This window comes from Halocatena pleomorpha (genome assembly GCF_003862495.1).
Lineage (GTDB): Archaea > Halobacteriota > Halobacteria > Halobacteriales > Haloarculaceae > Halocatena > Halocatena pleomorpha.
The window spans coordinates 70007-91307 of record NZ_RRCH01000022.1; the positions used below are offsets into that span (position 1 = coordinate 70007).

At 59.7% G+C, this 21301-nt stretch carries 29 protein-coding genes and 1 pseudogene; 24 read left to right on the forward strand and 6 right to left on the reverse strand.

Annotation, left to right across the window (positions count from 1 at the left end; genetic code table 11):
- The first annotated feature begins 6 nt into the window (after positions 1-6).
- From EIK79_RS10260 to EIK79_RS19000, 17 genes and pseudogenes are all read left to right on the forward strand, one after another.
- Complete coding sequence (locus tag EIK79_RS10260; protein WP_124955031.1) at positions 7-291, forward strand: ribonuclease P protein component 1; 285 nt, start codon at positions 7-9, stop codon at positions 289-291.
- Positions 282-617 (forward strand): annotated as a pseudogene (locus EIK79_RS10265) (30S ribosomal protein S17); the annotation flags it as partial. The gene EIK79_RS10260 and the pseudogene EIK79_RS10265, both read left to right, overlap by 10 nt.
- Before the next feature lie 14 nt (positions 618-631).
- On the forward strand, positions 632-1030 hold the full coding sequence (locus EIK79_RS10270; protein WP_124955033.1) for a 50S ribosomal protein L14: 399 nt from the start codon (positions 632-634) through the stop codon (positions 1028-1030).
- A gap of 6 nt (positions 1031-1036) precedes the next feature.
- Positions 1037-1396 (forward strand): 50S ribosomal protein L24, encoded by a 360-nt coding sequence (gene rplX / locus EIK79_RS10275; protein ID WP_124955034.1) that lies wholly within the window; start codon positions 1037-1039, stop codon positions 1394-1396.
- Positions 1389-2123, forward strand: a complete 735-nt coding sequence (locus EIK79_RS10280; protein WP_124955035.1) for a 30S ribosomal protein S4e — start codon at positions 1389-1391, stop codon at positions 2121-2123. Before rplX ends, EIK79_RS10280 begins: the two co-directional genes overlap by 8 nt.
- Complete coding sequence (locus EIK79_RS10285; protein ID WP_124955036.1) at positions 2123-2653, forward strand: 50S ribosomal protein L5; 531 nt, start codon at positions 2123-2125, stop codon at positions 2651-2653. Before EIK79_RS10280 ends, EIK79_RS10285 begins: the two co-directional genes overlap by 1 nt.
- Positions 2654-2655: 2 nt before the next feature.
- Positions 2656-2844 carry a 30S ribosomal protein S14 gene (locus EIK79_RS10290; protein WP_124955037.1) on the forward strand — a complete coding sequence of 63 codons (189 nt, stop codon included), beginning with the start codon at positions 2656-2658 and terminating at the stop codon, positions 2842-2844.
- 3 nt (positions 2845-2847) lie between these two features.
- Positions 2848-3240, forward strand: coding sequence for a 30S ribosomal protein S8 (locus EIK79_RS10295; protein ID WP_124955038.1), 393 nt, complete (start codon positions 2848-2850; stop codon positions 3238-3240).
- A 5-nt stretch (positions 3241-3245) separates the two neighbouring features.
- On the forward strand, positions 3246-3785 hold the full coding sequence (locus tag EIK79_RS10300) for a 50S ribosomal protein L6 (RefSeq protein ID WP_124955039.1): 540 nt from the start codon (positions 3246-3248) through the stop codon (positions 3783-3785).
- Positions 3785-4510, forward strand: coding sequence for a 50S ribosomal protein L32e (locus tag EIK79_RS10305; RefSeq protein ID WP_124955040.1), 726 nt, complete (start codon positions 3785-3787; stop codon positions 4508-4510). The genes EIK79_RS10300 and EIK79_RS10305 overlap by 1 nt, the downstream gene beginning before the upstream one ends.
- Positions 4503-4946: a 50S ribosomal protein L19e gene (locus EIK79_RS10310; protein ID WP_124955041.1), complete on the forward strand. Its 444-nt coding sequence runs from the start codon at positions 4503-4505 to the stop codon at positions 4944-4946. The genes EIK79_RS10305 and EIK79_RS10310 overlap by 8 nt, the downstream gene beginning before the upstream one ends.
- Positions 4947-4948: 2 nt before the next feature.
- Positions 4949-5503, forward strand: a complete 555-nt coding sequence (locus EIK79_RS10315) for a 50S ribosomal protein L18 (RefSeq protein WP_124955042.1) — start codon at positions 4949-4951, stop codon at positions 5501-5503.
- Complete coding sequence (locus tag EIK79_RS10320; protein WP_124955043.1) at positions 5500-6126, forward strand: 30S ribosomal protein S5; 627 nt, start codon at positions 5500-5502, stop codon at positions 6124-6126. The genes EIK79_RS10315 and EIK79_RS10320 overlap by 4 nt, the downstream gene beginning before the upstream one ends.
- Complete coding sequence (locus EIK79_RS10325; RefSeq protein ID WP_124955044.1) at positions 6126-6587, forward strand: 50S ribosomal protein L30; 462 nt, start codon at positions 6126-6128, stop codon at positions 6585-6587. Before EIK79_RS10320 ends, EIK79_RS10325 begins: the two co-directional genes overlap by 1 nt.
- Positions 6584-7075 (forward strand): uL15m family ribosomal protein, encoded by a 492-nt coding sequence (locus tag EIK79_RS10330; protein ID WP_124955045.1) that lies wholly within the window; start codon positions 6584-6586, stop codon positions 7073-7075. The genes EIK79_RS10325 and EIK79_RS10330 overlap by 4 nt, the downstream gene beginning before the upstream one ends.
- The gene (gene secY / locus EIK79_RS10335; protein WP_124955046.1) at positions 7075-8544 is read left to right on the forward strand and encodes a preprotein translocase subunit SecY; all 1470 of its coding nucleotides are present in this window, start codon (positions 7075-7077) and stop codon (positions 8542-8544) included. The genes EIK79_RS10330 and secY overlap by 1 nt, the downstream gene beginning before the upstream one ends.
- Before the next feature lie 677 nt (positions 8545-9221).
- Positions 9222-9350 carry a hypothetical protein gene (locus EIK79_RS19000; protein WP_267900534.1) on the forward strand — a complete coding sequence of 43 codons (129 nt, stop codon included), beginning with the start codon at positions 9222-9224 and terminating at the stop codon, positions 9348-9350.
- Positions 9351-9396: 46 nt separating this feature from the next.
- Here the strand turns inward: EIK79_RS19000 and carA are convergent, their stop codons facing one another.
- The gene (gene carA, locus EIK79_RS10340; RefSeq protein ID WP_124955047.1) at positions 9397-10461 is read right to left on the reverse strand and encodes a glutamine-hydrolyzing carbamoyl-phosphate synthase small subunit; all 1065 of its coding nucleotides are present in this window, start codon (positions 10459-10461) and stop codon (positions 9397-9399) included.
- A 108-nt stretch (positions 10462-10569) separates the two neighbouring features.
- Between carA and EIK79_RS10345 the strand changes: the two genes are divergently transcribed.
- From EIK79_RS10345 to EIK79_RS10365, 6 genes are all read left to right on the forward strand, one after another.
- Entirely contained in the window at positions 10570-10983 is a 414-nt protein-coding gene (locus EIK79_RS10345) for an Lrp/AsnC family transcriptional regulator (protein ID WP_124955122.1), read from the forward strand.
- A 50-nt stretch (positions 10984-11033) separates the two neighbouring features.
- Entirely contained in the window at positions 11034-11609 is a 576-nt protein-coding gene (locus EIK79_RS10350) for an NUDIX hydrolase (protein WP_124955048.1), read from the forward strand.
- Complete coding sequence (locus tag EIK79_RS18075) at positions 11606-11770, forward strand: hypothetical protein (RefSeq protein ID WP_185715585.1); 165 nt, start codon at positions 11606-11608, stop codon at positions 11768-11770. The genes EIK79_RS10350 and EIK79_RS18075 overlap by 4 nt, the downstream gene beginning before the upstream one ends.
- 127 nt (positions 11771-11897) lie before the next feature.
- Positions 11898-12344 (forward strand): hypothetical protein, encoded by a 447-nt coding sequence (locus tag EIK79_RS10355; RefSeq protein ID WP_124955049.1) that lies wholly within the window; start codon positions 11898-11900, stop codon positions 12342-12344.
- 3 nt (positions 12345-12347) lie between these two features.
- Entirely contained in the window at positions 12348-13739 is a 1392-nt protein-coding gene (locus EIK79_RS10360; RefSeq protein ID WP_233738085.1) for a hypothetical protein, read from the forward strand.
- A 2-nt stretch (positions 13740-13741) separates the two neighbouring features.
- Complete coding sequence (locus tag EIK79_RS10365; protein WP_233738087.1) at positions 13742-14092, forward strand: DUF7410 domain-containing protein; 351 nt, start codon at positions 13742-13744, stop codon at positions 14090-14092.
- A gap of 12 nt (positions 14093-14104) precedes the next feature.
- Here the strand turns inward: EIK79_RS10365 and EIK79_RS10370 are convergent, their stop codons facing one another.
- The 5 genes from EIK79_RS10370 to coxB form a co-directional block, all read right to left on the reverse strand.
- Complete coding sequence (locus EIK79_RS10370; RefSeq protein WP_124955050.1) at positions 14105-15718, reverse strand: SLC13 family permease; 1614 nt, start codon at positions 15716-15718, stop codon at positions 14105-14107.
- A 73-nt stretch (positions 15719-15791) separates the two neighbouring features.
- Positions 15792-16037: a hypothetical protein gene (locus tag EIK79_RS10375; protein ID WP_124955051.1), complete on the reverse strand. Its 246-nt coding sequence runs from the start codon at positions 16035-16037 to the stop codon at positions 15792-15794.
- 95 nt (positions 16038-16132) lie between these two features.
- The gene (locus tag EIK79_RS10380) at positions 16133-16396 is read right to left on the reverse strand and encodes a cytochrome C oxidase subunit IV family protein (protein WP_124955052.1); all 264 of its coding nucleotides are present in this window, start codon (positions 16394-16396) and stop codon (positions 16133-16135) included.
- 5 nt (positions 16397-16401) lie between these two features.
- Positions 16402-18912, reverse strand: a complete 2511-nt coding sequence (locus EIK79_RS10385; protein WP_124955053.1) for a cbb3-type cytochrome c oxidase subunit I — start codon at positions 18910-18912, stop codon at positions 16402-16404.
- Positions 18913-18914: 2 nt separating this feature from the next.
- Positions 18915-19649 (reverse strand): cytochrome c oxidase subunit II, encoded by a 735-nt coding sequence (gene coxB, locus EIK79_RS10390; RefSeq protein WP_233738089.1) that lies wholly within the window; start codon positions 19647-19649, stop codon positions 18915-18917.
- A gap of 242 nt (positions 19650-19891) precedes the next feature.
- Between coxB and EIK79_RS10395 the strand changes: the two genes are divergently transcribed.
- Complete coding sequence (locus EIK79_RS10395; protein ID WP_124955054.1) at positions 19892-21271, forward strand: NAD-dependent succinate-semialdehyde dehydrogenase; 1380 nt, start codon at positions 19892-19894, stop codon at positions 21269-21271.
- The last annotated feature ends 30 nt before the right edge of the window (positions 21272-21301 follow it).

Consider the following 21301-nt stretch of genomic DNA (forward strand, 5'->3'; position numbering starts at 1 on the left):
ACAACAATGCTAACTGCCGAGACCCTCCCACGACACGAACTCATCGGCCTGCGCGTGCGGGTCGTCGAGTCGTCGGACTCGACACTGGTCGGGTGTGAGGGATCCGTCGTCATGGAGACGGCGAACACCCTCACCGTTAGAGCAGGGTCTCGGACGCGGCAGGTGCCAAAGGCCGTCGTGACGCTTGAGTTCGCGCTTCCGGACGGTGAGTACGTCACCGTCGACGGCGAGCGTCTACTCACACGCCCGGCCCGCCGCACCGAACGCACTGGAGGTTCACAATGGCAATAGGACTCGACGTAGCACAACCGCCGGAACCCGAAAATCCGGAGGACTACGATTACGAAACGTGCCCATTCCACGGTAGCTTGTCCGTTCGCGGACAAGTAATCGAGGGACGGGTCGTTTCGACGGAGATGCAACGCACCGTCATCGTCGAGCGGGAGTACGAGGTTAAGGTGCCGAAGTACGACCGCCAGATGAAGCGACGATCGCGCATTCCGGCTCACGTGCCGGAGGTGCTCGAACCGCTCTCGACTGGCGATGACGTGAAAATAGCCGAAACGCGACCGCTCTCGAAGACGAAATCCCACGTGGTCGTGGAAGTCGCCTCTGACGGAGGTGAGGACTGATGCGTGCGCTCAACGCGGACGTAACCCAAGGTCTCGAAAAGGGATCGCTCGTCACGTGTGCAGACAACACGGGCGCGCGTGAACTGAAGGTCACCAGTGTCGACGGCTACGGTGGCACGAAAAACCGCCATCCAAAAGCCGGACTCGGTGATCTCATCACCGTCTCGGTCACCAAGGGGACCCCGGAAATGCGCCGTCAGGTGCTCAAGGCGGTTGTCGTTCGCCAGCGAAAGGCGATCCGACGACCGGACGGGACCCGCGTGAAGTTCGAAGACAACGCGGCGGTCATCGTGGACGAGAACCACGATCCCCGTGGGACCGAGATCAAAGGCCCGATCGCACGGGAGGTCGCAGAACGGTTCGGCAGTGTCGCCAGCACGGCGACGATGATCGTGTAAAGAACCATGACTCGACAACCACACAAACAACGACGAAATCAACGGCGCGCACCGCTGCACGAGCGTCACAATCAGGTTCGTGCACCACTCTCACCGGAGCTGCGCGAGGAGTACGGTCAGCGGAGCGTCCGCGTCAACTCGGGTGACACCGTCGAGGTGATGCGGGGTGATTTCGCGGGCGAAGACGGCGAAGTCGTCGATGTGAACCTGCGCGACGCGACCGTTACGGTCGAAGAGGTGACGCTCGAAACCGCCGACGGCGAGGAAATCGCTCGTCCGTTGGATTCGAGTAACCTCCGCGTGACCGACCTCGATCTCTCTGACGACATGCGGGAGACGCGCCTTACGGAGGACAACGATGAGTAAGCATCAAAAGCGACTCTCGGTACCGAAGACGTGGCCGATCGCTCGCAAAGAACAGCAGTACACCGTCAAAGCCGACGCCGGTCCGCACGGCGAGGAAGGAGTCCCGCTATTGATCGTGCTTCGGGACGTGCTCGGCTACGCCGACTCGAAAAAGGAAGCGATGTACGCGCTTGACCAGGGCAGCGTTCTCGTCAACGGAACTGTTCCGTCGGACGTGCGCCGACCGGTTGGGATGTTCGACATCATCTCATTCATCGAGCGCAAAGAGTATTACCGCGTCTTCCCGGATGAGGGCGGACGGCTCGCGCTGACACCGATCGACGCCGCGGACACAGACGGCAAGCTCGGTAAAGTCGCGAACAAACGCCACGTTTCCGGCGGTCAGATCCAGATCGGACTCCACGACGGCCGGACGCTGTTGACCGAGGAATCCTCGATCAGCCCGAACGATTCCATCGTCGTCGGAACCGATGACGATGCGATCCTCGCCCACTTCCCCTACGAGGAGGGCGCACTGGTCACAGCCGTCAAGGGCCGCCACGCCGGCGAAATCGGAACGATCGATGAGATCTCGGTCACCCCCGGTAGCTCGCCCAACGGCGTCACCGTCGACCAGGACGATGGCGGCTTTGAAACCGTCGAGGAGTACGTCGTCGTCATCGACGAGAACTTCCTTGATGAGTCCGACGGCACCGGCACGCCTGCGGAAGCGGAGGTGAGTGAGTGATGAGTAGTGAATCCGACGTTGGAAACGAGTTTCACGAGATGCGCACGCCGGTCGTCGAGAAGATCGTCGTCCACATGGGCGTGGGCACGGGCGGCCAGCAGCTCGCAGACGCAGAAGAGATCCTATCGGAGATCACCGATCAAGAGCCGGTTCGGACGGTGGCCGAGCAGACTATTCCGGATTTCAACGTCCGGGAAGGAGATCCGATCGGCGCGAAGGTGACTCTTCGCGGTGACCGTGCAGAAGCGTTCCTTGAGACGGCGCTGTCGTTCGTGGAGATCGAACGGTCGCAGTTCGACGAGACAGGGAACTTCAGCTTCGGCATCGAGGAGCACACGAACTTCGAAGGACAGGAGTACGATCCGAACATCGGGATTTACGGATTGGACGTGACGGTAAACCTCGTTCGCCCCGGCTACCGGGTGCGAAAACGGGACAAGGTCAACCGACAGATCCCAGCCGGTCACCGGCTCACCGTCGAGGACGCCATCGCGTTCCTCGAATCCCGATTCGATATGGAGGTACAGTAATCATGAGCGAAAGCGAACAACAAGAGCGGTCCCCGGAGACGGGCGAACACGGTACGAAGCGCACAGACCAGATTCAGGAGTGCCAGCGCTGCGGTCGCAAGCAGGGGTTGGTCGGAAAGTACGATATCTGGCTCTGTCGGCAGTGCTTCCGAGAGATCGCCCGCGAGATGGGCTTCAAAAAGTACAGCTAAATCATGGCGGACAACGATCCACTCAGCAGTGCGCTCTCGGGCATCGACAACGCCGAGGGTGTGGGACATCTCACCCACACAGTATCGCCCGCCTCGAACATCATCGGCAGCGTGCTCGAAGTGTTCTACGACTTCGGGTACATCGACAGCTTTCAGTACGTCGATGACGGCAAAGCCGGCCAGTTCGAGGTTGATCTAAAAGGTGCAATCAACGAGTGCGGTCCCGTGACGCCCCGATACGCTGCGGGCGTCGACGAATTCGAGCGATGGGAAAAACGGTATCTTCCCGCGCGCGACTACGGGACGCTCGTCGTGACCACCAGCAGCGGCATCATGAGCCACTACGAGGCCCGTGAACAGGGCGTCGGTGGTCAAGTAATCGCATACGTCTACTGATGGACATGACTGTAGAAATCGAAATCGAACTACCGGACGACGTGACCGGGTCCGTGGACCATCTCGATCTCACGATCGACGGTCCACAGGGCGTGGTAACGCGACGGCTGTGGTATCCAGATGTCCGTGTCACTGTCGAAGACGGCACGGTACGGATCGAAACCGACGCGACCGACGCGAACACGCAATCGACCGTCGGCACGTTCGAGAGCCACATCCGGAACATGATCCACGGCGTGACCGAGGGATGGACATACGAGATGGAAGTGTTATACTCACACTTCCCGATGCAGGTGAGCGTCGACGGCGACGATGTCGTCATCTCGAACTTCCTTGGTGAGCGATCCGACCGACGGGCACCGATCCACGGCGACACCGATGTCGCCGTCGACGGTGAGGAGATCACCCTCTCGGGTCCAGACATCGAGGCCGTTGGTCAGACCGCCGCGGACATCGAACAGCTGACGCGCGTGACAGACAAGGATCCCCGTGTTTTCCAGGACGGGGTGTACATCACCCAAAAACCCACACGAGGTGAAGCCTGATGGCCGAACACGAGGACGAAACTGACGAATCGGATGCCCGGTCGATAACCGACGTAAGCGGTATCGGTGAGACCAAAGCTGAGTCCCTCCGAGAGGAGGGCTATGAGTCGGTCGACGACCTTCGTCGAGCCGATCAGTCGGAGCTGTCGGATGTCGACGGCATCGGCAACGCGCTGGCAGCGCGTATCAAAGCCGACATCGGTGATCTGGAGATCGAAGCGGATACCACCGCCGAGATCGAAGAGGAAGGCGAACAGCCCGAACCAGAAGAAGCCTTCGAGACGGAACTCCGCCCGCGAGGCCACGCGGACAAAACGCCGGATCTCGACGAGGAGACTGAGCGGTTGCTCACACGGCGAGCGAACGAAGGATCGCCCGAATTCAACCGCCAAGACCACCACAAGAAAAAGCGGACGCCCGCGTCGTGGCGACGCCCCCGTGGAAATCTCTCGAAGCAACGCCGGGGCGTGAAAGGCAAAGGACAGACAGTTGAGGCTGGCTTCCGGACACCGACAGCGGTGCGTGGCCGACACCCGAGCGGCTTCGAAGAGGTACGGGTGTTCAACACCGACGATCTGGAGGGTATCGACGGCGAAACACACGCCGTCCGCATCGCGTCCTCGGTCGGTGCGCGAAAACGAGAGCGCATCGAAGAGGAGGCCGAAGACGCGGGCATCCGCGTGCTCAATCCGACGTACGTGGAGGTAGCTGTCAACGATGAGTGATCTGAAAAACCAGAAACGACTCGCAGCGGACGAGCTGGATGTCGGGAAAAACCGCGTCTGGCTCGATCCTGAGGCACAGGGCGAGATCGCCGACGCGATCACCCGAGAGGACATTCGTGATCTGATCGACCGCGACATCATTCAGACAAAGCGGGAGAAGACCTCGAACTCTCGGGGTCGCGTGCGAGAGCGCAACGAAAAACGCGCCTACGGTCACCTGAAGGGTCCCGGATCCCGGAAAGGGAAGGCTGGCGCACGGCAGGATCGAAAGAACGAATGGGAACGTCGCATCCGGGCACAACGACGTCGACTACGCGAACTCCGGGATTCGGGAGAGATCTCCCGCTCCCAATACCGCACGCTCTACGATCAAGCCAGCGGTGGCGAGTTCGACAGTGTTGGCGATCTCGAACGATACATAGAAGAGGATACATAATCATGGCAACCGGACCACGATACAACGTGCCAATGCGGCGTCGCCGCGAGGCACGCACGAACTACCATCAGCGGTTGCGCCTGTTGAAATCCGGCAAGCCACGCCTGGTTGCTCGCAAGAGTAACAAGCACATCAGGGCGCAGCTGGTGAGCACAGGTCGAGACGGTGATCAGACAGCAGCGAGCGCGCACTCTTCGGATCTAGAGGCGTTTGGCTGGGAGGCTCCGACGGGGAACCTCCCGGCGGCGTACCTGACCGGCGTGCTCGTCGGCAAGCGCGCGCTTGCTGAAGGACTCGATGGCGCAGTGCTCGATATCGGACTCAACACCGCAACACCCGGCAACAAGGTGTTCGCGGTGCAAGAGGGTGCGATCGACGCTGGTCTCGAAATCCCCCACAGCGAATCAGTGTTCGCCGACTGGTCTCGAACCCGCGGCGAGCATATCGCGGAGTACGCAGAATCCCGCGATGACCCGCTGTACAGCGGTGATTTCGATGCAACAACGCTTCCGGAACACTTCGATGACGTACGCGAACGACTGGAGGATGAACTATGAGTAGCGGTTGGGAACCACAAACCCGGCTTGGCAAGCAGGTCGCAGAAGGTGACATCACCTCGATGGATCAGGCGCTTACAACGGGATTGCCGTTGAAAGAGCCGGAACTCGTCGATCAGCTGTTGCCGGATCTCGAAGACGACGTACTCGACATCAACATGGTACAACGGATGACCGACTCGGGTCGCCGGGTCAAGTTCCGCTGTGCCGTCGTCGTCGGTAATCGGAACGGCTACGTCGGCTACGCCGAGGGCCGAGACGATCAGGTCGGTGGTGCGATCCAGAAAGCGATCGACATCGCCAAGCTGAACATCATCAACGTTGAGCGCGGCAGTGGCTCGTGGGAAGACCGCGCGGGCGGCACTCACTCGCTTGCTCGCAAAACGTCGGGCAAAGCCGGCAGTGTCACCGTCGATCTCATGCCTGCCCCGCTCGGACTGGGGCTTGCGGCCAGTGAGACCGTCGGGAGCGTGCTCGAACTCGCTGGTGTCCAGGACGCCTGGACCAAAAGCCACGGCAACACTCGGACGACGATCAATCTCTCGAAGGCGACGTACAACGCCTTGAAGAATTCGGCCCAAGCCCGCGGGCCGCGCCCGAGACAACGCGAGGTGGCCGAGTGATGCAAGCGCTCGTCCAACTCCGCGGCGAGATCGACATGAGCCAAGGCGTCGAAGACACCATGTCGATGCTCAACCTCGGGCGCGTCAATCACTGTACGCTCGTGCCCGAGACCGACACCTACCGTGGGATGGTGACGAAGGTCAACGACTGGGTTGCACACGGTCAACCCAGTGCCGACACCGTCGAGCTGGTGATAGCCACTCGTGGCGAGACGCTCGACGGGGATGAGATCGATGAGGAGTGGGTCGCTGAAAACACCGAGTACGACAGCATTGAGGCGCTGGCTGCGGCCCTCGTGGACGAAGAGACGACGCTGCAAGAGCAGGGAATTTCCCCGACGCTCCGACTTCACCCGCCGCGTGGCGGACACAACGGTCTCAAACATCCGACGAAAGAGGGCGGCCAGCTTGGCAAACACACGACCGAGGAGATCGACAGCCTCCTCACAACGATGCGATGACTAGTAAAAAGAAACGACAGCGCGGCTCTCGCACCCACAGCGGTGGCAGTCACAAGAACCGTCGTGGCGCTGGCCATCGTGGCGGCCGTGGGCGCGCGGGTCGTTCCAAACACGAGTTTCACAACTACGAATCGGTCGGCAAACACGGTTTCAAGCGTCCGGAAAAGGTCAAAGAGACCGTCGAAACGATCGACGTTCGAACGCTTGATGAGAACGCGCCGCTGTACGCTGCCGAAGGGGCAGCCGAAGAGACTGCAGACGGCTACGCGATCGACGTGCGCGATGTCGTCGAGACGAGCACGGACACCGATGTGGTGAAGGTGCTCGGTGGCGGACAGGTTCGGTCCACCCTTGCGGTGACTGCCGACGCCTTTTCCGACAGCGCGACCGAACTCATCGAGAGTGAAGGCGGGCGCACGATCCTCACCGAGCGCGGTGAAAAACGTCAATCCCAACTGGAGGACCAAGAGGACGAGGACGAGGAATAATGAGTTGGAAGGAGACCGCCGCCCCAGTCCTCACCCGGATGCCGACCGTCGCCCGCCCGGAGGGCCACGTCCCGTTCCGCCGTAAGCTGGGGTGGACGGCCGGCGTGCTCGTGCTGTATTTCTTCCTCACGAACGTCTACCTGTTCGGGACTGGTGGCCCGAGTAGTGACCCTTACGGGCAGTTCCGGTCGATCCTCGCGGGTGGGCAAGGCACCGTCTTGCATCTGGGAATCGGACCGATCGTGACCGCGAGCATCGTGTTGCAGCTGTTAGGTGGGGCGAACCTGCTGGGGTTGGACACCTCGAATCCGCGCGATCAGGCGCTGTATCAGGGGCTACAGAAGTTGCTCGTGGTCGTGATGATCTGTCTGACTGGCCTACCGATGGTGTTCCTGGGTGGAATGATCCAGCCGAATACACAGCTCGGCGCACAGCTCGGCGTCGGAGCAGTCGGTGTCCAGTGGCTGATCTTCGCCCAGCTGTTCGTTGGCGGTCTCCTCGTCCTGTTCATGGACGAAGTCATCAGCAAGTGGGGTGTCGGGAGCGGTATCGGTCTGTTCATCATCGCTGGCGTTAGCCAACGGCTTATCGGCGGTTTGATCCAGTGGGAAGGGATCAGTCAAGGCGGTCAGGTCGGGTTTTTCGTTGCGTGGTTCAAAATTCTGACCGGACAGATCCCAATCGGTCCGCCGCTCTCCCAACAAGGATTGGAGGCCATCTTCCTCGGATCCGGACAGATCGTTGCGCTGTTCACGACGGTGTTGATCTTCGTGATCGTCGTGTATGCTGAGAGCGTTCGCGTCGAGATTCCCCTAAGTCACGCGAAGGTACGGGGCGCACGCGGTCGCTTCCCGGTGAAACTCATCTACGCGAGTGTCTTGCCGATGATCCTCGTCCGGGCGCTACAGGCTAACATCCAGTTCATCGGGCGGATCCTCTACGGACAGATCGGTGAGCAGATGCCCAACTGGTTGGGGGTGTATCGAACGACTCAAGCAGGGTTACAGCCTACTGGTGGACTGTTTTACTATTTCGCTCCGATTCGGTCTCAAGACTGGATCTCGGCGCTATCCACCCAGCCCGGAGAGATCCTGCTCCGGATCGGGGTTGATCTCTCGTTCATGGTGCTCGGCGGTGCGTTGTTCGCCATGTTCTGGGTCGAAACGACGGACATGGGTCCGGAAGCCACCGCAAAGCAGATTCAGGATTCGGGGATGCAGATCCCCGGCTTCCGGCGTAATCCCGGCGTGATGGAGAAGGTACTTGAACGGTACATTCCCCAAGTGACGGTGATCGGCGGGGCGCTCGTCGGTCTGCTCGCCGTCGGTGCGAACATGCTCGGAACGATCGGCGGTGTTTCAGGGACCGGGCTGCTGTTGACGGTCTCGATCACCTACAAGCTGTACGAAGAGATCGCAGAAGAACAGTTGATGGAGATGCATCCCGTGATGCGGGACATGTTCGGTTGACCAACCACTTTTTTTACGTGAGGGTGGCCGGGGGCCACCCTCACGTAAAAAACCTGCAACGCGAGAGCAAGCTCTCGCTGGCTCCCACTCGCTGCGCTCGCGGGAAGACTAAAAAAGCCGCTCGCTGCGTCGCGGTACTGCGTCTTCTCCGCTTTCCGCACCGCTACCGCTCCGCCGTCGCGCTGCTCATGAACGCGTAGCCGTGTGCCGTTGTCGAACCAGCATTCCACGGTCGTCTCGCTCACAGCGCAGTAGCGCGTGAACCACGCAATTCCCGGCAGCTCGTTGTGGTGGCAAACCCAGCGGCCGCTGGCACTTACTCAATCTGGGCGGCGTGGACACAACTGGCGGATCGGCACGGTCTGTACTAGGTCCCACCAGCTACGTAATCACGCGGCACAGTTCGGCTTTCGAGACTACCTCCCGATCCCGGAACTGAAACACTGGCAGCGTCATCTTTCTCTCCCAGCGAACGGAGTGAGCGACCGGCTCGTCAAGTAAGCGGCCTATCGCTAGCTGTCTCACCATATATGAAAACACTGGTGTAATCGAAATATTCTATCAATAACTCGCTCTGCCAGCAATTGCTCGGAGGGTGCTAACGAGCCACTGGAATCGGGCGTTGCTGTCGGGATTGCGCTAGTAGCAGTTGATTTCTGTCCAGCGGTCACGTCAGTTTGTCAGTCGTCGAAGCTGTATACGGCGGCGGAGCAGTGGCGGTAGCGGTCGCGGCGGCGGGAGATGCAGGTGTAGTCACCGCGAGCGGAGCGAGCGGCTTTTTCCCCATGTTTTTTGCGTTCGGATGAGCTTCGCTCACCCGAACGCAAAAAAGTGGGAGTAAAAGGTGGGGATTCAGTCCGCCGAGACGGTCGATTTCGATTCGACCATCCCCAGCACCTCATCGAAAAAGCCGAGCGTGTCGTGTGGCCCGGGATTCGCCTCGGGATGGTACTGGCGGGTTTTGATGTCGAGTTCGTCGCTGTCTAACCCTTCAGGTGTGTCGTCGTTGACGTTGATCTGCGTGACATTTAGCTCACCAGGATCGGAGACGGTGTAACCGTGATTCTGGGTCGTCATCAGGACCTGTCCGGTTTCGAGGTCTCGTACCGGTTGGTTGACACCACGGTGGCCAAAGGTCATCTTCTCCGTGTCGCCACCCAGCGTGTCAGCGATGACCTGCTGGCCGAGGCAGATGCCAGCCATCGGGATCTCGCCCGCGTACGTTTCGACAAGCTTGCTAGTGGCGTCGAAGTTCTTCGGATCGCCCGGACCGTTCGAGACGAACAGGAGATCAGGCGACAACTCCTCAATTGCCGCTTCGGTCGTGTCGTAGGGAAGCACGTGGACGGTGGCACCGCGGTCGATCAACGACGTGGCGATCGAATCTTTCGCCCCACAGTCGATGAGTGCGACCGACGGTCCCGTTCCGTCACGGTTGTACGTCACCGGGTCGTCAACCGACACCTGTGCCCCGATGTCAGTGTGATCGCTCATCGCCGTACACTGTGCGAGTTCGTCGAGTGCGTCGTCCGGGGTAACGTCGTCGCCAGCGACAACGCCACACCGCATCGCGCCCTCCTCCCGGATGCCAATGACCAACTCACGCGTATCAAGGTGATCGACAGCAGGGACATCCTCCTCGGTCAGCCACGACGCTACATCGTCGGTGAGTTCACGAGCCACGACGGCACGGGGATGTACCCGATCCGATTCGAATCGTTCGGATCGGACGCCGTAGTTCCCGATAAGCGGATACGAGAATGTGAGCACCTGCTCCTCGTACGAAGGATCGGTAAGACTCTCCTCGTATCCAGTGTAAGCCGTCGTGAACACCAGTTCGCCGCGCGTACGGCCGGGGGCACGAGCGCGTGCAGAAACAACGCGTTCACCCTCCAGCGCCACGTAGGCATCCGTCATTACGAAGAACGTATTCGACCAACGCCTTAACCATTGCCATTCGAAATGAGCTTACGATTTTCGTAATCACCAAGTGAGTGGGAACGATAGTCATGATCCTCAATGGAAATGGATACGCTCGATCGAGAGATACTCAATATCCTCCGACGCGATGCCCGGACGCCATACACGAAGATCGCAGCGATGGTCGATACCTCCGAGGGGACGGTCCGCAACCGGGTTGACCGGTTGGAAGACACGGGCGTAATCGAACGATTCACCGTATCGACGCGCACCGGAAACGTAAAGGCGATGGTCGAAATCAGCGTCGCAGTCGACGTGAACACGACGGCGGTGTCGGAGTGCATGGCCGACTGGGATGAGGTCGATTTCGTCTGGCAGGTCAGCGGAGAGGAGGACATCGTGCTCGTCGTCGACGCCGCAGACACGCGAGGCGTCAACGATCTCATTACGAAAGCGCGGGGCTTGGAAGAAGTCAAAAGCACCAAGACTCGCTTGATACTCGAAGAGCGACTCGGTTGAGGATCGCGGCGAGTCGAAGAGTCCTTATGAACCACTACCGAGGACTGAGTATGCACACCGACGATCTGCCCTCATCAGGGGACAGTCCCGACCATGAAAACGCGGCGCAGGATGTCGTTGCCGTCGACGCCGACGACAACGAACAAGAAGTTGTCAACCGGTTAGTGGCGCACACCGGTGATGGAATCCGCCATCGGGCATTCACTGTCCTCGTGTTCGACGGTGACGGCCACATCTTGCTCGCACAGCGCAGTCCCGACAAACGTCTGTGGGACACGCATTGGGACGGCACCGTTGCCTCCCATCCCGAACAGGGACAGACACAGGTCGACGCCACAGAACAACGACTTGAGGAGGAACTCGGGATCGTACCCAGCCAGTACGAGGATCTTCGGGTAACGGACAAGTTCGAGTACAAGCGGTATTACCTCAACGACGGCATCGAACACGAGGTGTGTTCCGTTCTCAAATGCACGCTCGATGCGACCGCTCTCGATCCCGATCCCGAAGAGGTTGGTGGCTATCTCTGGGTTCCCTACGACCACCTTCACGACAATCCCCGACTGTACCGCCAGCTCCGGCTCTGTCCGTGGTTTGAGATTGCGATGCGCCGGGACTTCAGTTGACCGTCAGAGCCACGACCGTGCTGACCTCGGATCACGTTCCGACAGTGATCAATCAGGCAATCTCGCTCGTGACCGCTGGCGTATCGCTCTCGGAGCCACTACGGGCAGCCAAAGCGGCGCTCACCGAACTCCACCAGAGCTGTTTTTTCACCCGTCGGTGACACCATCCGGTTAATTTCTGTCGCGGAACCGGAAACGAATGTTTATCGGCAGTAGAAATATAAGGATCGACTCACAACGAGATGTAGTACCATGATCGTGACTACCAATCTAGCGAGCGCTATTCTGATGGGGGTGTTCCTGGTGGCAGTCGTCGGTGTCGTGATCCGTCTTCGAGCCAGTCGCAGCGGGCCAACGCGTCAATCCACGGCGGCAGATCTGCCACAGACTGCCGCAGGAACGCCTCGTTCGACCGCCGAGACCGGACCCGGTGGCGGCTCGTCCGCGACGCCGATCGGGTGGGTCATCGGGTTTTTAGGATTAGTTGTGGTCGCTGGTGGCAGTGCAGTCGCGTTCGTCGCTGGAAACGCGCCGTCAGGCATCGGGCCGCAGATGATTGGTGCGGTGCTCGTCGTCGTCCTCGGAGGATTGCTCTGTAGCTACCTCTTCTCCGGCGTCTACCTATCATTGCGGAGCCACGGCCGCAAAAGCGCAGAAGCGACCGGTGTGGCGCTGTGGCTGTTGGGACTGCTCGTGGTCAGCGTAATCGCCGCGCGGCTCGTGTTTCTCGCGTGACCGATGGTGACGGACCGTCCCGTTCGCCCGGAGGGCACTCGGTATCTCATTTGCGTCGTGCTCTGGTTGTGTAGTGTCTGGCTGTTCGTTGGTTCCGCCGTGGCCGCCACCGGATCAGTGGATCTGTCGAGCGAGCCTGCCCCAGTGCCGCGGTGGCTGGTGGTCTCAACGGGTGGGGGTGTCATCGGCGCGTCGTTTCTCATCACCTCGTTCGTTACTGACCGCGAGACGATTCGATCGGTTACTGCTCCGCAGTGGTCCGTTCCTGCGTGGCTGCTGTCTCCTCCAGTGGGCAGCGCCATTCGGCTATCGAGCGTCGTAGTGCTCGGCGTCGTCGTGGGCGGAACCGTTGGAACGTCGTCTGCGATCTCTGCGTTCGCTCTTTTGTTGGTATGGAGTGGGTGGTGGGCGGGGTACACAATGTCAGTGTACCTTGTCGGCAACACGTGGCCGACGCTCAACCCGTGGCGGACGATCGCTTCGGTCATCGCCGGGTGGGTCTCGGTCGACCGGTCGCTCCCCAACTGGCTGGACGTATGGCCAAGCGTCGGTGGACTGCTTGGATTGGTGTGGCTGACGATGGTTACTCCACTGCGAACATCGCCACGACTGCTCGCGGTCGTGACCGTCGCGTACTCGTTGTTCACTGTTGCCGGTGGCGTGGTGTACGGAGCACCGTGGTTCCGGCACGTTGATCCGATCTCGCGCCTCTTCCGTGCGTACGGGCGTGTAGCCCCGTTTCGACGCACGTCGTCCGGACTCACACTCACCGTCCCCGGAAGCGAACTCACCGAGGGTGAGGCAAGAGGGGAGCCGACGTTCATCATTGCTGTGCTGTGGGTGACGACCTACGACGGACTCGTCTCGACACCGTTATGGCGCGAGTTAGTGGAGACAATCGGTGCCGTCGGCGTCCCCGTGGCGATGGTGTACGCCCTCGGAATGGGAGGCGGCTTCGGGGCGTTTCTGTTGGCGTACCGGACTGGCACACAGCATGCCCGGCGAATCGGGCGCACGTACATCACCGCCCAGACCATTGAACTCCGGTTTGCCCGCTCGTTGCTCCCGATCGCCGCGAGCTACCACTTCGCGCATTATCTCGGCTCCGTTCTGGGCGTGGTGGCGTTGCTCACAGGGATCCTCTCACAACTGTTCGGTGGTCCGATCCCTGTGCCGTCACGGCCGTCGTGGTTCGGGCACGCACAACTGCTGTCCATTCTCTGTGGGCATCTACTCGCGGTCTGGGTGGCCCACACCACCGCGTTCGACCTCTTTACCGGCCGATTTCAATCGATACGGAGCCAATACCCCTTCATCCTCATGATGATCGCCTACACCATGATTGGTATGTGGATCGTTCTCCACCCGTCCGCTCAACCACCGTTCGTCCTATAACCATGCCAACCGAATACGTCCCCGACGGATCGACCGAAGCCGACGAGCATAGCCGGCAATCGATCACCGCAAACACGCGACCGACAGAACGAGTGCCGACGGCAGTTCCTGACGACGAGACACCGGCCGCTTGGTGTCCTCACTGTGCCCGTCCGTTCGCTACTGAGCGACTGTGTGCGCTTCACCTCGGTGACCGCCACCGGGATGAGTGGACTGCGAACCAGCGCGACCGCTATGAAAGCGCCTACGACGACGAATCAAACGAGCTGTTCATCTTCCATTTGAAAGTGATCAGTGCGCTCGTGGGCGTCTTCTTCGCGTTCACATACACTTACGCGTTCGTGTGGAGCTGACTCGGGCGCAGTTCACCACAGTATGACCGGCCAGACGAACGTGAACAACACCCAGATGAGACCCGTGAGAACAATCGTCATGAGGAGGTTGAGAATGATACCGGCTCGCATCATATGTCGCTGTTCGAGGTAGCCGCTGCCGAAAACGATGGCGTTGGGTGGTGTGGCAACCGGCAGCGCGAACGCGTAACTCGCTGCGATCGCGCCGCTGACAGCGAGGAAGATCCCAGCGGCCAGTTGTGACAGTCCGAGCGTGGCGGCAAAGGCTCCGCCGATGCTGATGAGCAAGGGAATGATGATGGTTGCCGTCGCGGTGTTTGAGGTCATTTCGGTGAGGAAGATGATCAACAACACAACTGCACCGACAACGACGACAATCGGTGCGCCGGTCAGTCCGTTGAACACGGTTTCTGCGATCCACTCCGTCGCACCACTGTCCGCAAGGGCGTTTGCGAGCGCGATCCCGCCGCCGAACAGCAAGATAACACCCCAGTCAATATCGACGAGTTCCTCCCACTCCATCGTGTCTGCGAGAACGAGCGCAGGGATGGCGTACAGACCGACCATCACATAATACAGGAGTCCTTGGTGCCCGCTGACGCCGAGGAAGGTTGCTCCCTCACCACCGTACAGCACCGTTGCCCACACGTCGGGGAGATACGGCGTGACGAACCGATCGAGTCCACCGATCACCCACAATAACGCGGTGATCGTGAAGATGCCCACGACGCGGTAGCCACGAGTGCTGAGTTCGCCTTCTTCGCGGAGATATTCACGGGCTTGCTCCCGGGCAGCCTCGACATCGTCGATCTCGGGCGGATACAGCCAATACGTGAGGAGATACCACACGAGCGGCAAGGTTACGACAACGATCGGGAGACCGATGACCAGCCACTGGGCGAAGCCGATCTCGTAGCCGAGAAGCGCATCGAGCTGTGAGGCGAGTATGGCGTTCGGTGGCGTCCCGATCAGCGTTCCAACACCACCAACACTCGCGGCGTAGGCCGTCCCGAGCAACATCGCGATCTGGATGTTGGTAAATCCATCACCGACCGCCGCAAGCCCCCCGTCTGTGGCGAGTTCCGGCTCTTCCTCTCGGTGGCCGTCTCTTGACGCGATCTCCTCACGACCGATGATCTGGGTGAGTACCCCGAGCGCGATCGGCGTCATCATCGCTGCCGTTGCCGTGTTCGACACCCACATTGAGAGGAACGCGGTCGCGATCATGACGGCCAGAACCAGCCACCGTGGAGAGGTTCCCATCCGAACCATCAGATACAGCGCGATCCGGCGATCGATGTTGTACTTTTGCAACGCGTTTGCGAGCATGAACCCCGCAATGAACAGGAAAATAACGTGGTCAGCAAACCCGGTGAGTGCTTCGTCCAAACTCGGATACACACCGAACCCAGTCAGAAGGACCGGTATCGACACCGCCGTTACGGCGAGTGGAAGCACGCCCGTCACCCACAGAACGCCAGCGAAGTACATCGTTGCTAGCGCGTACTGTCCCCGTACTGGCAAACCGGACGGCGTCGGTAGCCCCGCGATGACCATGGCCCCGATCAGGGCGATGGCGAACACCCCTAGCCGTCCGTGAACGTCCGAGATCCGACCGCGTATCATTGATACATGATCTCATATTGAGATATGGAGTTAACAATTTCGATCTGTTGATGGTCCATCACCACGGCTCCGATCAGAAATGTTCAGCGATAGCAGTGACCTGTTCCGGTGAGAGTTCAGCCGCGTACAGTTCGAGGAGCGTCTGTCGGCGGCGATTCGACAGTGCTCGGGAGCCGCTTTCGAGCATCGAAATATGCGCCTGTAGAATGTCGTCCAGTTCGCGTTCGACAGCCCGCTGTTCGTATCCAGCGGCTATCCGAAGCAAACGCCACGCGAGCGGAGAGATATCAGTCGGTTCGATCGATCCCGATGCCGTCATCGATCGAATGAGACGCCGGATGGATCATAAAACGCGTGATGATACGTCGGTAGTCGCGTTCTGATCCGACAACATCCGATCGAATTCGTGGGCCGTCAAGTGATCGAGTACGACGCCGCGAAGGTCAGCGCAATGGCCGTCACGAGACCGGACGCCACGACGTACGCCACTGACCGCGGCTCGTACAACAGGTGTTGGTAGTATCCAGCCACCAACACCGCCTTGATCACTGATAACAGCAAAATCCCCGCTACGGCGATCTCGTAGCCGATCCCACTGAGTCCCTCGATCACTACCTGAACGGTTGCGAACGCGAACAACACGACGTATATCACGGTGTACAATTTCGTTGATGTCATTGTTTTTATATGATGTAGAACAGGGGAAAGAGGAACAGCCAGACGATGTCCACGAAGTGCCAGTACAGTCCGAAGTATTCGATTGGGCGCTCGTCGTTCAGATACGAGCCGTTGATGGCTCTCGGGATGAGATACAGCAGGATCAACAGCCCAAGGATCACGTGTAACGCGTGCAGGCCCGTGGTGAGGAAGAACGTCGAGGCTTGGACGTTACTCGACAGCCAAACGCCTTCATGGAACAGCTCGACCCACTCGATCCCCTTGTTGATGAGAAAGCCGATGCCGAGTAACAGCGTCGTGCTCAGTCCGGCGATGAGTCCCCACCTGCTGTTTTTCTCCGCCGCGACCAGCGCCAACACGATGCAGAAACTGCTTGTCAACAGAATGTACGTGTTGATTAGCCCTGGAATCGGGTCGTGGGGGACGAGCGTCCAGTCGGTCCAGCCGTATCCGACTCGGAGAAAGACGTACGACCCGATGAACGCCCCGAACAAGACGATATCCGAGGCGAGGAAGACCCAGACGCCGAGCTTCCCGTTTTCGATCCCTTCGAACGGCCACCGTTCTCCCCGTTCTGGTTCCGTTACGGAGAACGATTCCAACCCGAACCCGATCAATGACACCGCGCCGAACACGACGCCGAGTGCTGTGAGAACGGGGTAGATCCCGCCGGTTGTGATGCCCGACAATCCGAGGAAGAACACCAACGACGCGATGCCGATGAAGAAGGGCCACGGACTCGCGTGGCTGTCGTGGTGGTCGTGGGCTGTGCTTCCGGATTCGTCGTTGCTCACTGTGGTTCCGCCATCGGTCGACGTTTCCGGTGTGTCATCGTCACGAAACGCCAACGAGCCGCTTTCGTAGCTCGGAACGCCGGGGAAGTTCTCAAGCGGCGGCGGTGAGGGAACGGCCCATTCAGCCGTGGTCGAATACTCCCATGGGTTGCCGTCGACCGGTTCGCCGCGCCAGAGACTCCAGTAGCAGTTCCAGATCACGAGCAGAAAGGAGATTCCAAGTAAGAACCCACCGACTGTAGCGAGCTGGTGCCACGGGGTGAGCGCCGCCGGATACTCGAACACCCGACGTGGCGTTTCCCACGCAACGAACAGCGGGAAGTACAGCAGGTTGAACCCGACGAAAAACAGCCAGAATGTGGCCTTTCCGAGCCGTTTGTTGTACATTCGCCCCGTGAATTTAGGGTACCAGTAGAATATGCCACCCACGAGCGCCATCACTCCGGCCACCATCACGTAGTGGAAGTGTGCGACGACCCAGTACGTTCCTCGCAGTTGGTAATCAAGTACGACAGCACCGAGGAAGACGCCGGTGATCCCGCCGATGATGAACACCAACAGCGCTCCGAACGTGAACAGGAACGGCGTCGTGAACCGGATCCGTCCTTTCACCATCGTGTAGATGAGCGAGAACACCATCAGATCGAACGGCAGCGAGATCCCGATCGTGGTCACCATGAACAGCGTTTTGATCTGGAGGTTGATGCTCGTGAGAAACATGTGGTGCATCCAGACGAGGAAGCTCTGGAGCGCCACTAACACCATTGCGATGATGAACCATTTACGGCCGACGAGCCGCCGACCGGTGAACGTCTGGAACGTTTCGGCCATCGCTCCGAGGGCGGGGAAGAACACGATGTACACTTCAGGATGGCCGAAAAACCAGAACAGATGCGTCCAGAGCAGCGATCCGGGTGTCCCTTCGGCTGTGAAGTACGTCGTTCCGAGGATCCGATCGGAGCTCAAAATCAACAGCGCCGCCAGCAGCGCTGCGAACGCGAACAGCATCATCCACACTGTCAGCAGGATCGACCATGTGAACAACGGCATTCGAAACAGCGTCAACCCCTCTGCACGCATCCGGTGGAGTGTGGTGATGAAGTTCACCGACGACACTGTCACGGAGATCACGAACAACACCAGCGCCAACACAGTGGTTGTCGATCCGATGTTCGGCATGTAGGTTGGGACGTTAAGCGGGGCGTACATCGTCCACCCGCCCTCGAAGCTTCCACCCTGAAAGTACGAAATTCCGAGCAGTATCCCCGAAAAGAGGTACAACCAGTAGCTCAAGGAGTTGAGCCGTGGAAACGCGAGATCTTTTGCGCCGATCTGGAGGGGAACCACGTAGTTGGCGAAGCCGAACGCGAACGGCGAGAGAAACCAGAAGATCATTATCAGGCCGTGTGTCGAAACCGCCTGATTGTATCCCGTCGCGCTCAGTATATCCCCAACTGGCGTCAACAGCTCAACCCGCATTAACAGCGCCAGAACGCCGCCAAACACGAGAAAGAACAGTGACGTGACGAGATAGAGGATCCCCACGTCCTTGTGGTTCGTCGTGAGCAGCCAGTGTCGTACCGTTCCGAGTGGCGGGAGTTCGTCCCGCGTGAAAAACCGTCGGAGCCTGAACACTAGGGCGTTTTCAGTAGCCGACCCGTCTGGCGGCCCACCGCCGGACTGTACCGCACGATCGTCGTGTGTCTGTTGGTCCTCAGTCATTGTCAGAACGTGATAGCGACGCGTTGTGACGACGCTTCTGCACCCCCGTTTTCGATCCTGGTCTTAGTGGTCGACACGGCAGCCGCCGAGTTGTTCATCGCTGGTGCGTCAGCCCCCGTGTTCGCATACCACTGCTCGTATTCGTTTGGCTCCATCACGATCACGTCCGATTCCATCACGGAGTGACCCGACCCACACAGTTCGAAACACTGCGCTCGGTACGTGCCGGTCTCGTTGGGACGGAACCACCGTTGTGTTGTTTGGCCGGGAATCGCGTCCGCCTTCAGATCGAACGCCGGGATTCCAAAGGTGTGGAACACGTCTCCCGACGTGACAGTGAGTGTCACTGGCCGATCCTCAGGGACCCGCAGCGTGCTAGTCGTGTGACCGTTAGGATACTCGTACTGCCAGGAAAACTGAATACCTTCAACCTTAATCTCGATGGGATTTTCGGACGCGGGAGCGCCCGCCTCTACGTCGACGAGCAGCACGTACGCCCACCCAATGAGTGCGATAACGATGATCGCACTGATTGCGAGGGAGATAGCCAGTTTCTTCCCATCTCCGCCACCCTGTGGCAACTCACCGAGCTGGAGCGGATCGGTCATCGTGCCGTCCCGACCCTCTCGATCGCGGTACTTGTACGCGTTGTACACCATATAAGAGATCACGACGGCACCGACGGCCGTCCCTAGAATGAGGAACACACCAAAGAGCATCGAGAAAACGTCGTTCATCGTCCGACCGTTCGTCTGGAGAACAAGGTGTACGTGTTGATTGTTCACTGTCACCATTTGAGTAGTGAGTCCATGCATCAGGGACATCGATGGCACGGATCATGATTATTTCATAGATACTTATCTATTTCGCTGCCTGCGGAGCTGTGGCGGTGGTTCTTGATCATCTATTGACGATACAACGAGATTATATACAAGAGATGACGAGAATACATTAGTGAATGCGGACAGTGACGAGGATCATGGAGCGCGTCAACCCTGCAACCGAAACCGTGCTGGATCCCATCGACGAACACACCGACGCGGCAACCGAGGCGGCGATCGAGCGATCCGTTGCTGCGTACGAAACGTGGCGCGATCGATCGTTGTCCCAGCGCAGGACGCTGTTGGCGGCTGCCGGGGCGGAACTCAGAGAGAACACGACTGAGTACGCTGAGATCGCAACCCGAGAGATGGGAAAGCCGATCACAGACGCGATCGCGGAGATCGAGAAGTGTGCGTGGGTGTGTGATCATTACGCCGAGCAGGCGGACGCGTATCTCGCTGATGAGGTGATCCGGAGTGAATCGCACGCCAAAACGTTTGTCTCTCACGAGCCGATCGGGCCGGTGCTTGCGATCATGCCGTGGAACTACCCGTTTTGGCAGGTGTTTCGGTTCGCCGCACCCGCGTTGACCGCCGGCAACACGGGGCTGTTGAAACACGCCTCGAACGTTCCGGGCTGTGCGAAAGCCATCGAACGGGTGTTCGAGCGTGCGGGCTATCCTCGAGGCGTGTTTCAGAGCCTGATCGTCGGTTCCGACGCCATTTCGGGCATCATCGAGGACGATCGGATCCGTGGCGTAACGCTCACCGGCAGCGAACGCGCTGGCCGAGCTGTCGGCGCGGCTGCTGGGCAGGAGTTACTTCCGTCGGTGCTCGAACTCGGCGGCAGCGATCCGTTCATCGTCCTCGACGACGCCGATGTCGAGACGGCGGCCCGCGTCGGTACGCGAGCGCGCACGCTCAACTCCGGTCAGTCCTGTATCGCCGCAAAGCGGTTCATCGTCCACGAAGCGGTGTACGACGCGTTCGTCGACGCGTTCATCACGCAGATGGAATCGTTATCTATCGGTGACCCGACGGACGAAGCGACCGACATCGGTCCGCAGGCCCGAAAAGATCTCATGGACGACGTTCACGAGCAGATCCAACGGACCGTCGAGGCGGGTGGCACGCTCGAAACAGGCGGCGAGCCACTCGATCGTGAGGGTTATTTCTATCCGCCCACAGTCGTGACCGACGTGCCCCACGATTCCCCGATGGGTCGTGAGGAGGTGTTCGGTCCTGCAGCGGCGGTGTTCTCCGTGCCGGACGAAGAGACAGCCGTTGAGGTCGCCAACGACTCCGCGTACGGGTTGGGTGGATCGATCTGGACGGCGGATCTCGATCGTGGTGAGGAACTCGCACGCCGGGTCGAATCCGGCTGTGTGTTCGTCAATGAACTCACGAAGTCAGACCCGAGACTTCCGTTTGGTGGCGTCAAGCAGTCCGGATACGGCCGGGAGCTGTCCGAACAGGGCATTAAATCGTTCGTCAACGAGAAAACAGTCTGGGTCCAGTCGGCGGACGCCCAGCAGTGAACGGCACCGCGTCCGACACGGAGTCAGGTC

What these genes read in the sequence shown, in the direction of transcription:
- EIK79_RS10355 (WP_124955049.1), top strand. Translation starts at nt 11,898, where the DNA reads ATGGGGGTGTTCCTGGTGGCAGTCGTCGGTGTCGTGATCCGTCTTCGA.
- EIK79_RS10330 (WP_124955045.1), top strand. Translation starts at nt 6,584, where the DNA reads ATGACTAGTAAAAAGAAACGACAGCGCGGCTCTCGCACCCACAGCGGT.
- EIK79_RS10315 (WP_124955042.1), top strand. Translation starts at nt 4,949, where the DNA reads ATGGCAACCGGACCACGATACAACGTGCCAATGCGGCGTCGCCGCGAG.
- EIK79_RS10290 (WP_124955037.1), top strand. Translation starts at nt 2,656, where the DNA reads ATGAGCGAAAGCGAACAACAAGAGCGGTCCCCGGAGACGGGCGAACAC.
- EIK79_RS10295 (WP_124955038.1), top strand. Translation starts at nt 2,848, where the DNA reads ATGGCGGACAACGATCCACTCAGCAGTGCGCTCTCGGGCATCGACAAC.
- secY (WP_124955046.1), top strand. Translation starts at nt 7,075, where the DNA reads ATGAGTTGGAAGGAGACCGCCGCCCCAGTCCTCACCCGGATGCCGACC.
- EIK79_RS10285 (WP_124955036.1), top strand. Translation starts at nt 2,123, where the DNA reads ATGAGTAGTGAATCCGACGTTGGAAACGAGTTTCACGAGATGCGCACG.
- EIK79_RS10385 (WP_124955053.1), bottom strand. Translation starts at nt 18,912, where the DNA reads ATGACTGAGGACCAACAGACACACGACGATCGTGCGGTACAGTCCGGC.
- EIK79_RS10305 (WP_124955040.1), top strand. Translation starts at nt 3,785, where the DNA reads ATGGCCGAACACGAGGACGAAACTGACGAATCGGATGCCCGGTCGATA.
- EIK79_RS10380 (WP_124955052.1), bottom strand. Translation starts at nt 16,396, where the DNA reads ATGACATCAACGAAATTGTACACCGTGATATACGTCGTGTTGTTCGCG.
- EIK79_RS10260 (WP_124955031.1), top strand. Translation starts at nt 7, where the DNA reads ATGCTAACTGCCGAGACCCTCCCACGACACGAACTCATCGGCCTGCGC.
- EIK79_RS10395 (WP_124955054.1), top strand. Translation starts at nt 19,892, where the DNA reads ATGGAGCGCGTCAACCCTGCAACCGAAACCGTGCTGGATCCCATCGAC.
- EIK79_RS10270 (WP_124955033.1), top strand. Translation starts at nt 632, where the DNA reads ATGCGTGCGCTCAACGCGGACGTAACCCAAGGTCTCGAAAAGGGATCG.
- EIK79_RS10350 (WP_124955048.1), top strand. Translation starts at nt 11,034, where the DNA reads ATGCACACCGACGATCTGCCCTCATCAGGGGACAGTCCCGACCATGAA.
- EIK79_RS10280 (WP_124955035.1), top strand. Translation starts at nt 1,389, where the DNA reads ATGAGTAAGCATCAAAAGCGACTCTCGGTACCGAAGACGTGGCCGATC.
- EIK79_RS10370 (WP_124955050.1), bottom strand. Translation starts at nt 15,718, where the DNA reads ATGATACGCGGTCGGATCTCGGACGTTCACGGACGGCTAGGGGTGTTC.
- rplX (WP_124955034.1), top strand. Translation starts at nt 1,037, where the DNA reads ATGACTCGACAACCACACAAACAACGACGAAATCAACGGCGCGCACCG.
- EIK79_RS10360 (WP_233738085.1), top strand. Translation starts at nt 12,348, where the DNA reads ATGGTGACGGACCGTCCCGTTCGCCCGGAGGGCACTCGGTATCTCATT.
- EIK79_RS10365 (WP_233738087.1), top strand. Translation starts at nt 13,742, where the DNA reads ATGCCAACCGAATACGTCCCCGACGGATCGACCGAAGCCGACGAGCAT.
- EIK79_RS10320 (WP_124955043.1), top strand. Translation starts at nt 5,500, where the DNA reads ATGAGTAGCGGTTGGGAACCACAAACCCGGCTTGGCAAGCAGGTCGCA.
- carA (WP_124955047.1), bottom strand. Translation starts at nt 10,461, where the DNA reads ATGACGGATGCCTACGTGGCGCTGGAGGGTGAACGCGTTGTTTCTGCA.
- EIK79_RS10345 (WP_124955122.1), top strand. Translation starts at nt 10,570, where the DNA reads ATGGATACGCTCGATCGAGAGATACTCAATATCCTCCGACGCGATGCC.
- coxB (WP_233738089.1), bottom strand. Translation starts at nt 19,649, where the DNA reads ATGAACGACGTTTTCTCGATGCTCTTTGGTGTGTTCCTCATTCTAGGG.
- EIK79_RS10300 (WP_124955039.1), top strand. Translation starts at nt 3,246, where the DNA reads ATGACTGTAGAAATCGAAATCGAACTACCGGACGACGTGACCGGGTCC.
- EIK79_RS10310 (WP_124955041.1), top strand. Translation starts at nt 4,503, where the DNA reads ATGAGTGATCTGAAAAACCAGAAACGACTCGCAGCGGACGAGCTGGAT.
- EIK79_RS10325 (WP_124955044.1), top strand. Translation starts at nt 6,126, where the DNA reads ATGCAAGCGCTCGTCCAACTCCGCGGCGAGATCGACATGAGCCAAGGC.
- EIK79_RS10375 (WP_124955051.1), bottom strand. Translation starts at nt 16,037, where the DNA reads ATGACGGCATCGGGATCGATCGAACCGACTGATATCTCTCCGCTCGCG.